General features: G+C 47.7%; 12 protein-coding genes. 10 read left to right on the top strand and 2 right to left on the bottom strand.

The features are described from left to right. Nucleotides 1-3: 3 nt before the first annotated feature. From GPL15_RS12185 to GPL15_RS12160, 6 genes are all read left to right on the top strand, one after another. The gene (locus GPL15_RS12185) at nt 4-462 is read left to right on the top strand and encodes a divergent PAP2 family protein (protein WP_215698945.1); all 459 of its coding nucleotides are present in this window, start codon (nt 4-6) and stop codon (nt 460-462) included. 472 nt (nt 463-934) lie between these two features. Continuing rightward, entirely contained in the window at nt 935-1,495 is a 561-nt protein-coding gene (locus GPL15_RS12180) for a putative ABC transporter permease (protein WP_215698944.1), read from the top strand. Between the two features lie 290 nt (nt 1,496-1,785). After that, nucleotides 1,786-2,580: an HAD family hydrolase gene (locus GPL15_RS12175; protein ID WP_215698943.1), complete on the top strand. Its 795-nt coding sequence runs from the start codon at nt 1,786-1,788 to the stop codon at nt 2,578-2,580. Between the two features lie 21 nt (nt 2,581-2,601). After that, nucleotides 2,602-3,750 (top strand): exonuclease SbcCD subunit D, encoded by a 1,149-nt coding sequence (locus tag GPL15_RS12170; RefSeq protein WP_215698942.1) that lies wholly within the window; start codon nt 2,602-2,604, stop codon nt 3,748-3,750. Continuing rightward, a complete protein-coding gene (locus GPL15_RS12165) occupies nt 3,747-6,017 on the top strand; it encodes an SMC family ATPase (protein ID WP_215698941.1) in 2,271 nt (756 codons plus the stop codon). Before GPL15_RS12170 ends, GPL15_RS12165 begins: the two co-directional genes overlap by 4 nt. Before the next feature lie 272 nt (nt 6,018-6,289). Beyond that, the gene (locus tag GPL15_RS12160) at nt 6,290-7,258 is read left to right on the top strand and encodes a peptidylprolyl isomerase (protein WP_215698940.1); all 969 of its coding nucleotides are present in this window, start codon (nt 6,290-6,292) and stop codon (nt 7,256-7,258) included. A 2-nt stretch (nt 7,259-7,260) separates the two neighbouring features. Here GPL15_RS12160 and GPL15_RS12155 read toward each other — a convergent pair whose 3' ends face one another. Then, complete coding sequence (locus GPL15_RS12155) at nt 7,261-8,556, bottom strand: M18 family aminopeptidase (RefSeq protein ID WP_346344957.1); 1,296 nt, start codon at nt 8,554-8,556, stop codon at nt 7,261-7,263. A 291-nt stretch (nt 8,557-8,847) separates the two neighbouring features. Between GPL15_RS12155 and GPL15_RS12150 the strand changes: the two genes are divergently transcribed. The 4 genes from GPL15_RS12150 (at nt 8,848) to GPL15_RS12135 (ending at nt 13,773) form a co-directional block, all read left to right on the top strand. Beyond that, entirely contained in the window at nt 8,848-9,345 is a 498-nt protein-coding gene (locus GPL15_RS12150) for a DUF5721 family protein (protein ID WP_215698939.1), read from the top strand. 144 nt (nt 9,346-9,489) lie between these two features. Then, nucleotides 9,490-11,490, top strand: a complete 2,001-nt coding sequence (htpG, locus tag GPL15_RS12145; RefSeq protein ID WP_215698938.1) for a molecular chaperone HtpG — start codon at nt 9,490-9,492, stop codon at nt 11,488-11,490. Nucleotides 11,491-11,674: 184 nt separating this feature from the next. Next, a complete protein-coding gene (locus GPL15_RS12140) occupies nt 11,675-12,514 on the top strand; it encodes a DegV family protein (protein WP_215698937.1) in 840 nt (279 codons plus the stop codon). 5 nt (nt 12,515-12,519) lie between these two features. Beyond that, nucleotides 12,520-13,773 carry a CapA family protein gene (locus GPL15_RS12135; protein WP_252198351.1) on the top strand — a complete coding sequence of 418 codons (1,254 nt, stop codon included), beginning with the start codon at nt 12,520-12,522 and terminating at the stop codon, nt 13,771-13,773. Here GPL15_RS12135 and GPL15_RS12130 read toward each other — a convergent pair. Then, complete coding sequence (locus tag GPL15_RS12130) at nt 13,755-14,690, bottom strand: TIGR01212 family radical SAM protein (RefSeq protein ID WP_215698936.1); 936 nt, start codon at nt 14,688-14,690, stop codon at nt 13,755-13,757. The two genes, GPL15_RS12135 and GPL15_RS12130, sit on opposite strands and share 19 nt — an antisense overlap. Nucleotides 14,691-14,821: the final 131 nt, after the last annotated feature.

Genomic DNA, 14,821 nt, shown 5'->3' with positions numbered 1-14,821 from the left:
ACCATGACTTTTTGGGAAGAGATACTGAGCAACAAGGTTTTAATCAGCGCGTTAACCGGATGGACGGTAGCGCAGGTATTGAAAACTATCATAGATTTTGCACTGAATAAATCGTTTTCAGCAGAGAGAATGGTCGGCTCCGGCGGAATGCCCAGCTCCCATTCGGCCACAGTCTGCGCTTTGACAACGTCCACAGCCTACCAGTATGGAGTGGGTTCTTTTGAATTTGCAGTCTGTTTTGTACTGTCTGCAGTGGTCATGTACGACGCCATTGGCGTCAGACAGGAAACAGGTAAACAGGCCAGACTTCTGAACATCCTCATGCAGCAGGATTTTCTGCAGCTCAGTAATTTAGAGTTCCAGCAGAAACTAAAAGAATTCGTAGGCCACACCCCCCTCCAGGTCTTCGCAGGAGCGGTATTGGGCATATTGATTGCGCTGTTTATGAATTCGGTTTATTAAAGACAATATCGTCTTATTTGAACTATTTTTGAAAATAATATTTGTAATAGTTTGGACGGCCTTTTCGGTCAAGAAGTTTAGCCGTCTGAACTGCTGCAACAGTTTAATACAATTTATTGGAGCAGCCGATTCAAGGAATTAATATAAAGAATCAATCCTCCAAACGATAAAAGACCTTTGTTATAGGAAAGTGCCTCAGCCGCCATATTTTAATAACAAAGGTCTTGTTGTGTAATTGAACTATCTGTTAATCAAACAAATAGATTATACAAAGCCGCTCTTGGTTTTTATCAATACCCCAGCGGCTGCCAGGTTTACAAATTGCGGCCAGGTGCGTTGTGTGTGCCGGTCCGCAATTTGTAAACCTACCCCAAACTTTTTTGCGAATTGTAAGAAAAATTTCCTTGCAATCCAAGTTTTTCTATATTATACTGAACCCGTTAAGAATACGTTAAGGAAAAGAGGGACATCCGTGACCATATATCATATGATCAATTGGTTTTTTGCTTTTAGTCTTATTGGATATCTGCTGGAATGTGTGGTTTTAAGCTATGAGAATAAAACGCCCGTATTGAACAGGGGATTTGGGCATGGTCCTTTTTGCATTATATATGGTTTTGGAGCGATGGGCGCCTGCCTGCTTCTCCAGCCGTTTGCAGACCAGCCGGTGAAGCTGTATTTCGCCAGCATGATCATGGCTACTGTGATGGAGCTGATCACAGCGGGAATGATGATTCACCTGTTTGGCTCTTTCTGGTGGGATTACAGTAAGAAATCATTTAACTACAAAGGGATCATCTGCCTGCAGAGCAGTCTGGCCTGGGGAGTTTTGGGAATTCTGTTTTTCCGCTTCCTCAACGGGTTTGTACATAACCTGGTGGGCAATATTCCTTACAGCTATGAGAAGCAGGTAGCGCTTTTCCTGCTCTTGTTCTATCTTGCAGACTTTACCTATACCATGAGACTACAGTTGAAATCTTCTGACGATGAAGATGACGATACTCCAGTGGTTGGAAGACTGAAAATTTATTAGAGAAAACCACTGTTGCCAGGAAATTGTAACAGTTCAGACGGCTCTTCTTCTTGACCGGAAATGCCGGTCAAGAAGCATCGGATGTCCATCCGATGTGAAAATTGGTTAAAAAAGCTGCTTACAAGCGGGCTTGACGCCGCTTTTTAACCAATTTTTCCGCCGTCTGAACTGTTACAGGAAATTACTTCCTAACTAAAAAAGAGGGGGTCAGCCATTGCGGCTGATGCCCTTTTATGTTATTGTTTATAATGAATAAGGTGCCGTTCGAGGCGGCGGATTTGGAGGAAAACATGATTAAATTAATTGTTTCTGATATAGACGGGACTTTGCTGGAAGACGGGGGAAATGTAATCAATCCGGAGGTATTCGATACCATTCTCAAACTGAGGGGCCAGGGCATCCAGTTTGCGGCGGCCAGCGGCAGGCAGTGGGCCAGCATTGAGCAGGTTTTCTACCCGGTCAAAGAAAAAATCTTTTACTTATCGGATAACGGGGCCTACATTGGGTGCCATGGGAGAAATCTGTTTTTAAATACCCTGGACCGACAGATTGTCCTGGATATGGTTCGTGATATCAGGGAAAGGGAAGATCTGGAGGTCATGGTCAGCGGACCTGATGTGGTTTATATGGAGACGAAGGATCGGGATTTTGTGGACTGGATGGTAAATGGTTATAAATTCCGGGTAAAGACCGTGGAGGATCTCACAAAGGTGGAGGATCAGTTCATCAAAGTGGCTGTTTACAAGAAGGAAGCAGTGGAAGCCGCCACCGCGGATTTGAGGGAAAAGTATAAGGACAAGCTGAAGATGACCATTTCCGGTGATATGTGGATGGACTGTATGGCCAATGGCATCAATAAGGGGGAAGCGGTGAAGCTGCTTCAGGAAAGCCTGGAGATTCTTCCGGAGGAGACGATGGCTTTTGGAGACCAGCTCAATGACATCGAGATGTTAAAACGGGCATATTACAGCTTTGCCATTGGAAATGCCAGGCCGGAAGTGAAAAAAGCGGCCCGTTTCCAGGCGGATACCAATGTGAACGATGGTGTGCTGAAGATTTTAAAACTGTTAGTTACAGAAAAATAGAAATTCCAAATGGAGGTATTTATGAAATTTGTCCATACATCGGATCTCCATATCGGAAAAGTGGTCAATGGGTTTTCCATGCTTCAGGAGCAGGTTCACGTCCTGGAACAGATCACGGAGATTGCCTGCCGGGAGAAGGCGGACGCTGTTTTCCTGTGCGGTGATTTGTATGACCGGTCCATACCGCCCGCATTTGCCGTATCGGTTCTGGATGAGTTCCTTACAAAACTTGTGGATTCAGGCATAAAAGTCCTTTCCATAGCAGGAAATCATGACTGTGCGGAACGGATCGGCTTTGCCAGCCGCATTTTGGAACATAAAGGGCTTTATATGGAAGGCGGCCTTGGAAAACGGATCCGGTATGTGGATTTTAAAGACGGGGCGGGAAATGTCCGGGTGCACATGGCGCCTTATGCAAAGCCGGTCCAGGTGAAGGCTTTATACGGGGCAGAGGTTGAAAACCACGAAGACGCCATGAAAGAGATTTTAAAACACGTGGACTACGAAGAGCAGGGGGCCAATATCCTGCTGGCCCATCAATTTGTTGTGAACCAGGGAAAAGAACCGGATTTATCTGATTCGGAATCACGGGTATCTGTAGGTGGAACGGACCAGGTGGAAGTTTCCCTATTTGATGCGTTTGATTATGTGGCGCTGGGACATATCCACGGCGGTCAGAAAATAGGCGGAAAACCGGTTTATTATTCAGGTTCTCCGGTAAAATATTCATTTTCAGAAGCGAATCACGAGAAACATGTGCTGGTGGGGGAAATGAACTCAAAAGGGCTGGTTTCCCTAAAAGCGGAAGGTCTGACCCCAATCCATGATATGAGAAAGATTAAGGGAAAGCTGTCTGCCCTCATTTCACCGGAGGTTGCAAAACAGGAGGACTGTCTGGATTACATTCTGGCGGTTCTTACCAATGAAGAGGAGCTGATCGATCCCATCGGAACCATCAGAAGCGTGTATCCCAATGTGATGCAGCTTCAGATAGAGAAGCGGAGCCAGGAGCGGGAAACGGAGATCTATCATGCGGTGGAAGTGAAGCAGAAATCGGCATTTGAGCTGTTCACTGATTTTTTCCAGGATGTGATGGGAAAAGAGATGAGTGAGGAACAGGCCAGGATGGCGGTGAGGGCCATAGAACAGGCAAAGGAGGCGGTGAATTGAAACCATTGTCATTGACCCTTTGCGGCTGGGGGCCTTATAAAGAGAAACAGAGGGTGGATTTTGAAAAGGTCTGCCGGGAAGGGCTTTTTTTGATAACAGGCCCGACGGGTGCGGGAAAAACCACCATATTTGACGGAATTACATTTGCCTTATATGGGGAAGTGAGCGGAAGCATCCGGGAAAAGGACAGCCTGAGAAGTGATTTTGCCGTGCCGGAAACGCCCACCTATGTGGAACTCACCTTTCTTCACAAAGGCGTGGAATATAAAGTGACCCGCAATCCCAGATACGACAGGCCCAAACTGCGGGGGGAAGGGTTTACCACGGAAAATGAAGCGGCCCAGATATTCGGAGGCGGTGAACTTCTGGCCTCGGGCAGCAGCTCGGTGACGGAAAAGGTGGAGGAACTGCTGGGATTGGATTACCGCCAGTTTAAGCAGATCTCCATGATCGCCCAGGGGGAGTTCCAGCAGCTTTTAACCGCCAGTTCCAAAGAACGGACGCAGATATTCCGTGACATTTTCCAGACCAGGCTTTATGACTGCATAGCGGCGGCCCTGACCTCTGAAGTGAAGCGGATTTATGTGCAGATAGAAGAAAAGAAGCACAGGGCCGATGAGACGGCATCCTCCATCCGGGTGGAGGGGGAGGCGTTTGCGGAACTTCTGGGGAAAAAGAACAGAAATTATGGAAAGATTGTGAAGGCCGCTGAAGAAGAGCAGGAACGGCTGGTAATGATCCGGGAGGATTTGGACCGGCTTTGGCAGGAGCGGGAGACCGCTTATAAAAAGGCGGTACAGCAGGCGGAACAGTGGAAACACAGGAATTTTTTGATCCAGCAGTATGAAGAGGGATGCGAGCGGCTGAAAGCCCTTCGGGGGGAGCGGGACATTTTAAATGAAAATGTAAAGCAGTTGGAGAAAGAGTTTAAAAAACTGCCTGCCAGAAAGAAAAAGCTGGAACAGTCCAGAGAACTTCTGCGCCTGCTGACAGGTCAGCAGAAACAACTGGCCCTGTGGCAGAAGCAGCAAAAGCTTCTGAAAAAGAAGCAGGATGAGTATCTGAGGCTGGATGGGGCGGCAAAGGAAAAGAAACAGGAATATGAGTATCTGGATGACAGGTATAAAAAAGCGTCCGCAGGCATTTTGGCTATGGACTTAAAAGAAGGGATGCCCTGTCCGGTCTGCGGTTCCACGCATCATCCGGCGCCTGCCGGTATGGAAGCGGATGTGCCGTCGGAAAACCGGGTAAAAGAGCTGAAACTCATCTATGAAGACGCGTGGAAAAAGGCCGTAGACGCCCAGACTGAGGCGGCCTCCATGGTGGGCGCCCTGAAATCTCTGGAAGAGGGGCTGAAGGAATGGGATCTAAGCGATGGGGGGCAGGAAGCAAAAGACCGTCTGAATGAGCGGACCGCAGGACTGGAAGAGGCCATTTCAGTGGAAGAAAAAGAAATAAAGGAATGTGAAAACGGCTACCAGAACGGGAAGCTGAGGCTGGAAGGGCTGAAATCTTCCTGCGCCCAATTGAGGTCTTCTTTAAAGGCGCCCCGCGAGAAGGAGAAAAAGGATGTGGGCAGTTTAAGCCGTGTCCTGGCGGAACTGGAGCAGGAACGAAAACGGATCAACCGGGAAAAAGAGATGGCGGGCGCCCGGTATGAAAATAATAAAAAGGCTGTATCGGTGCTGAAAAAACATTTGGAGGAAAAGGAGCAGCTGGAACAGGTTTACGGCTCTCTGCGTGAGGTGGAACGGGCGGCAAACGGCTATAATAACAGGAATCTGGTATTTGAACAGTATGTGCTTTCGGTGTATCTGGATGATATTCTGCGGGCCTCCAATCAGAGGCTGACGGCCATGACAGAGGGGCGTTATGAACTGCACCGTCTTCCCATCACCCGGGACCGCAGGAGCAGGGAAGGGATGGAGCTGGAAGTATTTGACCAGTATACGGGCAAAAAAAGGTCGGTGAAAAGCCTTTCCGGAGGGGAGACGTTCAAGGCCGCGCTGGCATTGGCTCTGGGCACATCGGATGTGGTTCAGCAGTTTGCAGGCGGTATCCAGGTGGAAACCCTGTTTGTGGATGAGGGATTCGGAGCTTTGGATGAGGAATCTTTGAGCCAGGCAATTCAGATTCTGACCGCTCTTGGAGGCGGGGGAAGGATGATCGGAATCATTTCCCATGTGGAGGAGCTGAAAGAACGGATTGAACACCAGATCATTGTGGAAAAACACAACCAGGGAAGCTGGATTGCAGTGGAAATGTGAGCGGCAACAGTGTGAGCGGTAAAGATGCAACCAGGCCGGGCTGACGGTCCGGTCTGGGAAAATGCCGCCGTTGGCGGAAGAAATGAGGTTAGCGTGAAAAATAATCCTGATGGCTTACTTTTCACACCCAAATTTGTGCCGGAGCCACAAATTTGAATCGAAACTGAGAATCTGAAATTCTCAGCGCGCGCCTACGCAACGCAATATTTGCGTCAGCAAAATTTGCGTCAGCAATATTTGCGCATAAACTGCTCCGGCATGGAGGAATTAGGATGAGATATGCCAAAAAACTTAGGCAGGCGGCTGCGGCTATCCTGGCCAGCCTGATGCTGGCAGGGTGCGGCGCCAATCTGCCGAGCATGTCTGAGCCAAAGGAGTCCAAGGGATATTCGGATGCTCAGACCATGATAATTATTACCACAGAAAAAAAACGGTACCAGAATGTGTATACGGATCAGATATGGGGAGTGAAGGTGGACGAATCAGGAACCACATTTCAAACCTATCTTTTAAACGAAGTGAAGAACTTCATGGCGAATATGAAAACCATGAACCTGCTGGCCCAAAAGCAGGAAATTGAACTGGATAACGCGGAAAAGGAAGCGGTCAGGCAGCTTTCCGAGGAGTATTTTTCCGGCCTTACGGAAAAAGAGATCGAGTATATGAACGTGACTCAGGAAGATGTGGAAAAACTCTATGAGGAATATCATCTGGCAAACAAGGTGGTAAATGAACTGACTAAGGATTTGAACCTGGAAGTGAGCGACAACGAGGCCAAGGTGATCGAGGTGAGCCGGATCGTGACTTCGGACAGGCAGAAGGCGGAAGAGGCATTTCAAAAACTGCAGGAAGAGGGAAGCAAATTCGCTGAGACAGCCAAAACCTATTCGGATGAGGAGGAGATAACCTTAAAGATCGGAAGAGGGGATCTGCCCAAAGAACTGGAAGATGCGGCCTTTGGATTGGCGGCGGGAGAGACCAGCCCCATGCTGGTTTCAGGGGGAAACTATTATATCTTTCAATGTGTGAATGATTATGACCCGGAGGCCACTCAGGAGAGGAAAAAGGAATTGTTTAAGGAGAGGAAGAACCAGGCGTTCCGTCAGGTCTATGACCAGTTTACGCCGGACAATCCCATAAATCTGGATTCCGAAGTATGGGATCAGCCGGCGTTTACAAAAAATGACGGTACTGAGACTACGAATTTCTTTGAACTGTACCAGGAGTATTTTCCAAATTAGGTTTATGCGTTAAAAAAGCAGCGGGCAGCGGCTTCTAACGCCTCCTGGTCCTTAACTCCCATCACTTCCCGGGCGGAATGCATGGCAAGGATCGGCACGCCGGCGTCGATGGTGCGGATTCCTAAACCTGCGGAAGAGATGCTTCCTAAAGTGGAGCCGCCCCGGATGTCGGAGTGGTTGGAAAATTTTCTATAGGAGATCTGATGGTCGGCGCAGATGGATTCAATGACGCCCACCGCGGCGGAATCCGTGGCATAAGCCTGGCTGGAGGCCAGTTTCAGGCAGAATCCGTCGTTTAAATGTACCTGGTTTTTGATGTCGCATTTTTCACTGTGGTTCGGATGAACTCCATGGGCAACGTCCAGGGAAAGGAGATAACCGCTCCATAAGCTGTTAAGCAGCGCTTCTTTTGTAAGCCCTAAGGAAAGGTACAGTTTCTCTAACAGATGCTCCATCAGGGAGGAGGACGCCCCTTGTTTGGTTCTGCTTCCGATCTCTTCATTGTCATATAAGGCGATCACATTGATGCCTTTAGCGGGACGGCTGTGGATGATGCCATTTAAACAGGCCTGGACGGAAGTGATGTTGTCAAGCCGCGGGGCGGAGTAAAATTCATTATCAAGGCCTAATCTGGTCCCCTCATCCGTATTATAGATGCAGATTTCAAAATCCAGGATGCGGTCCGGGGAAACTTCCGCTTCTTTTGCCAGAAGATTCAGGAAGTAGTGGTCTTTATCCAGGGTATCGTTTATAATGGTCAGGAGCGGCAGCATGTCGGACTGGACTTTTAAGGCTACCCCGTTATTGACCTCCCGGTTCATGTGAATGGCTAAATTGGGTATGGTCAGCACCGGCCGCTTAAAGTCGATAAAGCGGACTTCCGGCTGGAAGGGGTGATCTCCTTTCAGGCATATTTTACCGGCCATGGAGAGGGGGCGGTCCAGCCAGGTGCTGAGAATCGGCCCGCCGTAGACTTCCACGTTCAGCTTTCCATAGCGTCCCGATGTGATTTCCGGAGAAGGTTTGACCTTCAGGCAGGGCCAGTCGGTATGGGAAGCGGCGATCCGTAAAAACGGCGTCTCGTCCAGGGGTTCGCTGATGGAGAATGCGGCCAGGGTGGAGTCATATACATTTACAAAGTAAGAGTGCCCCGGGATCACGTTCCAGGGAGCGCTCAGGGTTAAAGGTTCAAATCCGGCTTCCATAAGTTTTCGGGAGCTTTCTTTTATGCAGTGATAGGGGGAAGTGGATGCCAGAATCATCTGGTGCAGTTCCCGGATTGTATCGGTTTCGTTCACAGGTAGGACCTCCTTTTTTCTATATACTATAGCACATGGGAGGAAATAGTGAAAGACATAAGAAATAGAAAGAGGCTAGTGTGAAAAATAATACTGACGGCTTATTTTTCACACCCAAATTTGTGCCGGAGCCACAAATTTGAATTGCAGCTGAGAAGCTGAAATTCTCAGCGCGCGCCTACGCAACGCAAAATTTGCGTCAGCAAAATTTGCGTCAGCAATATTTGCGTCAGCAAAATTTGCATTAGCAATATTTGCGCATAAACTGCTCCGGCATGGAGGAATTAGGGTATGGTAGCGTTAAAGATTGATGAAATCGGGGCATTTACCAGGCATTTGTTTGTTGGGGAAACCTTTGACCGCTTTCTGCTGAGGGAGGCGGAAGTGGTCACTTATAATGCGTTTCATATAGATGGGCATATCAGGATGGGATATTATTCAGATGAGGAACTGGAAGAAAAGAAGATAGAGGATTTTTCATCCTGGAGCGTTATAAGGCCTATCTGTTTCCTTCTGATTAAAGGAAAAAAACTTCCGGGGAGCTTTGCGATCACCCTTCAGATGCCGCCAAACGGCGTGGAAAAGTTCATCGGCACTTCCGGGCTGTCTTTGAACCCGGATCAGGTGAACGGACTGTATGTGAATATCCGTTATGAAAATGGGGAACTTTACTGTGTGACAGGAACCTCGCTGAATTTTTTTACATTGGATAAGAGCCTGGAACAGGAATGGGATGAATCGGTTAAGAGGTTTTTGAAAAAACATCAGATTGTTTACGAGGAATCATAAACGGTTGCTAAAATCTGGGTTATTTCCGGCTGAATTCAACTTTGCTAGCACTCATTTTGAATGAGTGCTAATTTTTTGTTGACTTTTATTACGCCCGGTATTAAAATATGGATTAGTGATAAAATTTGAAAAGGAGTGAATGATATGAGCACAAAGTCAGGAAGTTTATCAATTAACAGTGAAAATATATTCCCTATTATTAAAAAATGGCTGTATTCAGACCATGATATCTTTTACAGGGAATTGATCTCCAATGGCTGTGACGCCATTACAAAGCTGAAAAAGCTGGAACTCATGGGGGAATATACAAAGCCGGAAGATCTGGAGTTCAAGATTCAGATTGCGGTGGATGCCAATGAAAAGACCATCACCGTAACGGATAACGGTATGGGTATGACTGCGGACGAGGTGGAAGAATACATTAACCAGATCGCATTTTCAGGCGCTAAGGATTTTCTGGAGAAATATAAGGACAAAGCCAATGAAGAGCAGATCATCGGTCATTTCGGCCTGGGATTCTATTCTGCATTCATGGTGGCGGACCGGGTTACCATCGATACCCTGTCCTATCAGGAGGGCGCAGCGCCTGTTCACTGGGAATCAGAGGGCGGAACCGAGTTCACCATGGGTGAAGGGGATAAGGAGGCCTGCGGAACCACCATTACCCTGTATCTGAATGAAGAAAGCTATGAGTTTGCCAATGAGTACCGGGCAAGGGAAGTGATCCAGAAGTACTGTTCCTTCATGCCGGTGCCGATTTTCCTCACCAATTCTTCGGCTGAGCCGGAGTATGAAACCATTGAGACCGATGAGCTGACAGACAAAGACACCATCGTGGAAACCATTCATGAAGAGGCCAAAACAGAGGAAAAGGAGAACGAAAACGGCGAAAAGGAAGTTGTGGAAGTTTCTCCTGCCAAGGACAAATATAAGATTTTAAAACGTCCGGTGGCAATCAATGATGTAAATCCTCTTTGGAATAAACATCCCAATGAATGCACGGAAGAAGAGTATAAAGCGTTTTACCGCAAAGTGTTCATGGATTATAAGGAACCGCTGTTTTGGATTCACCTGAACATGGACTATCCGTTTAACCTGAAGGGAATCCTGTACTTCCCTAAGATCAACACCGAGTATGATTCCATTGAAGGAACCATTAAGCTCTATAATAACCAGGTATTCATCGCCGATAATATCAAAGAGGTGATTCCTGAATTCCTGATGCTGTTAAAGGGCGTGATCGACTGTCCTGACCTGCCTCTTAACGTATCCAGAAGCGCCCTTCAGAATGACGGTTTTGTGAAAAAGATTTCTGATTACATCACCAAAAAGGTTGCCGATAAACTGTCGGGAATGTGCAAAACAGACCGGGAAGCATACGAAAAATACTGGGATGATATCAGCCCGTTCATTAAATTCGGCTGCTTAAAGGATGAGAAATTTGCAGAGAAGATCAATGACTATATTTTGTTCAAGAACCTGGACGGTAAATATCTGACATTAAAGGACTGCCTGGAAGAGAATAAAGAAAAGCACGAAAACACCATCTTCTATGTGACCGACGAAAAAGAGCAGAGCCAGTATATCAACATGTTTAAAGAGGAAGGCTTAGACGCTGTCATCATGAAACACAATATTGACAGCCCATTTATCGGCCATTTGGAGCAGAAGAATGAAGGCCTTAAATTCCTGCGCATTGACGCGGACCTTAATGATAACTTTAAGGAAGAAGTGAAGGAAGACGACGAGGAATTTAAGTCCAATGCTGAAAAATTGTCTGAGATTTTCAAAAAAGCTCTGAACAATGACAAGCTGGAAATTAAAGTGGAAAAATTGAAAAATGAAGAGATGTCTTCCATGATCACCGTATCGGAAGAGAGCAGACGTATGCAGGACATGATGAAGATGTATAATATGTACGGCATGGATCCGTCCATGTTCGGCGGCGCCGGTGAAACCCTGATTTTAAATGCCAATAACAAGCTGGTTCAGTATGTATTATCACACGAAGAAGGGGAAAATACCTCCAAGATCTGTGAACAGCTTTATGACCTGGCGCTTTTGAGCCATGGCAGTTTATCACCGGAACGTATGACCAAATTCATCTCCAGAAGCAACGAGATCATGATGATGAATATGGCTTGACTTTCTAATGCATTCTCCTTATAATGATATATAGTAATCAAAACTACATACAACCGTAGTTTAATATAAGGGGAAGAGCAGAGGAAGCGCTGTATAGTTCAGGCACAATGCCGGTGATGCCGCCTAAACTCTCCTCGAATAAATCATTAAGACGCCGCTGCCGGCGGCAGATTGAGAGGTAAACATGGCATATAAAATTATTGGGGACAGTTGTCTGGATCTGACCGCGGAGTTGAAGAAAGACTCCCGTTTCCAGATGATTCCATTAACTTTACAGGTAGATGAAATTCAGGTAACCGATGATGAGACATTTGACCAGAAGGCATTTTTAAAGCTGGTAAAGGAAAGCCCCAATTGTCCAAAGACGGCCTGTCCTTCTCCGGAGAGTTTTAAAGAAGCCTATGAATGTGAAGAAGAGTGGGTATTTGTGCTCACCTTGTCCAATCATTTGAGCGGAAGCTATAACAGCGCTGTTCTGGCGAAGGATTTGTATACAGAAGAACATGGACATAAGAACATCGCGGTAATTGATTCTTTGTCTGCTTCTTCCGGTGAATTGCTGCTGGCTTTGAAGATCCAGGAGTTATGCGAGGCTGGCAAGAGTTTTGAGGACGTGGTGGACGAAGTCAGCAGGATCAGAGACCGGATGGGCACCTATTTCGTTCTGGAAACTCTGGAATTTCTCAGGAAGAATGGGCGTTTGACAGGGCTTCAGGCATTTTTTGCCACAGCGTTAAACATCAAACCTGTGATGGGAGCCGATAAGGGCACGATCATCAAACTTGACCAGGCCAGGGGCATTAACAAGGCGTTGTCCCGGATGTGCGAGATTGCAGTGAAAGAGGCCGGTGATACGACGGAGAAACGTGCGGTGATCGCTCACTGTAATAACAGCCAGCGGGCGCAGCTTGTGAAAGAGGAACTGAGCAGCAGGGCTTCGTTCAGGGAGATTGTCATTACGGAAACCGCCGGAGTTGCAACTGTTTATGCCGGAGACGGCGGCATTGTCCTGGCTGTAGAATAGGAGATATGAGAGAGAATAGCAGAATTAAAACAATTATAATAGGGTTTATCCTTATATTGGCGGCTGTCGGAGTGATCCGGGCAGCCGCCGGTTTGGTTATGAGGGCCACTCCCAACTATCAAAAGATTGAAACGGCTGATGCCGGCGGGGAGGGGAACAAAGGCGGTAAGCCGGATGACGATAGAGAGCCGCAGGCCGCAGAGGATGGAGGGGATGGGGGCACAGAAGCCAATACAGTGGAATCTGATGCGGCGGAACCGGTGATTAAGGAGACGGAGACAGCGGAGCCGGAGACTACGGAACCGGAACCTGAGCCTCCGGCAGAGATTAAGCTTCTGTTCGCAGGGGATGTCTACCTTTCGGATCATGTGCTGAATGCCTATCAAAAGGCAGGGGGGATTCACGGCGTCCTGGATCAGAATTACCTGGATTATATCGCAGCAGCCGACCTTTTTATGGTAAATGAAGAATTTCCATTCAGTTCCAGAGGAACGGCAGCGGATAAGACTTATACCTTCCGTCTGCCTCCGGAAAAGATTTCCATGTTTCATGAAATGGGGATCGATATCGTGACTTTGGCAAACAACCACACCCTGGATTTTGGTAGGGAAGCGCTGGAGGATACTTGTCTCACCCTGGATCAGGCCGGAATCCGCTATGTAGGCGCGGGAACTGATTTAAACCGTGCGAAGCAGTTGGAAGTGATGGAAGTCCAGGGAAAAAAGATCGGATTTTTAGGCGCGTCCCGGGTGATTCCCTATGGGGACTGGGGCGCCACGGAAAGCAGAAGCGGGTTATTTTTGACCTATGATCCGGCCCAGCTTTTAAAGGAGATAGAGAACGCCAGAGAAGAGTGTGATTTCCTGGTGGTCTATGTGCATTGGGGAATTGAACGGAACGAGAAACCGGAAACGTATCAGAAAAACATGGGCAGGCAGTACATTGACGCCGGAGCTGATCTGGTAATCGGAAGCCATCCCCATGTGCTCCAGGGAATTGAGTATTATAACGGAAAACCCATTGTCTACAGCATGGGCAATTTCGTATTTGGCAGCAGCATCCCCAAAACCATGCTTTTGCAGGCGGATATTTCCGATGAAGGAGTTTCCTTATCCCTGATTCCCGGCACATCCGGCGCCGGATATACCCGGGCGCTGGAGGATGGGGCTAAGAAACGGGAGTTTTATAATTATCTGGAAAGCATATCATTTGATATAACAATTGATGATGAAGGAGTGGTTCACAGCATACAGCCCTGATGAACGCCCCGCTCTTTGAAGCGTCTGGTCATGGTATTGAGGACCAGGCGCTTATTTGCGCTCCAGAGAGGAGCCGTTAACAGGGATTTTGGACCATCGCCGGTAAGCCTGTGTATGACAACCTGTTCGGGGAGAAGGGAGACGCAGTCTATGACCAAGTCGATGTATTCTTCCATGGAAAATATGGGAAAAGGCGTCTGTTCATAGAGTTCCTCCAGTTTTGTCCCTTTCAGGATGTGCAGAAGCTGCAGTTTGATACCGTCGATTCCGGAATGCCCCAGATAGCGGACGGTGTCCAGCATCATTTCCCGGGTTTCGCCGGGAAGGCCCAGAATTACGTGAACGATCACTGCCAGACCTGCGGACTTTAAGTCCTTTAAAGCGTCTTCAAAGCAGCTTAACGGATAGCCGCGGCGGATAAAACAGGCGGTTTCTTCATGAATGGTCTGCAGGCCCAGTTCTACCCACACCGGTTTTATCCTGTTTAAACGCGCCAGCAGCCGGATGGTTTCGGGAGGAAGGCAGTCCGGCCTTGTGGCCACGGACAGGGCGGCGATGTCCGGATGAAGGATGGCCTCTGTGAAGATCCGTTCCAGATATGAGGCCGGGGCGTAGGTATTGGTGTAGGATTGGAAATAGGCGATATAACGCCCGTTTTTTATTTTGTTTTTTACCCGGTTTTTAGCGGCATCAATTTGTTGTGTGATATCTGGGCAGTGGAGGTCTTGGGAAGGGGATTTTTCCGCAAATTCTCCCGAGCCGCCTTCACTGCAGAAAATACAGCCGCCGGTGCCGATGGTCCCGTCGCGGTTTGGGCAGGTCATGCCGCCGTCCAGGGCCAGTTTATATATCTTTTCACCGAAGGTCTGTTTTAAATGATAGTCCAGGGAGTGGTAGGGTTTATCGTTCCAGGTCATTGGCGGGGGCTCCTTTTTAATATTTTTTTATATCGGGGGATTTGCTTGGAGGGGATTTGCTTGGAAGGGATTTTTACATGAAGGGTGAAGGCATTTTCGAAAATGCCTTCACCCTTCATGTAAAAATCCCT

The sequence above is a fragment of the Clostridium sp. MCC353 genome, from assembly GCF_018785315.1.
GTDB lineage: Bacteria > Bacillota > Clostridia > Lachnospirales > Lachnospiraceae > CHH4-2.
The sequence above is the reverse complement of the archived record's forward strand: the minus strand, read 5'-3'. Positions and strand labels throughout refer to the sequence as shown.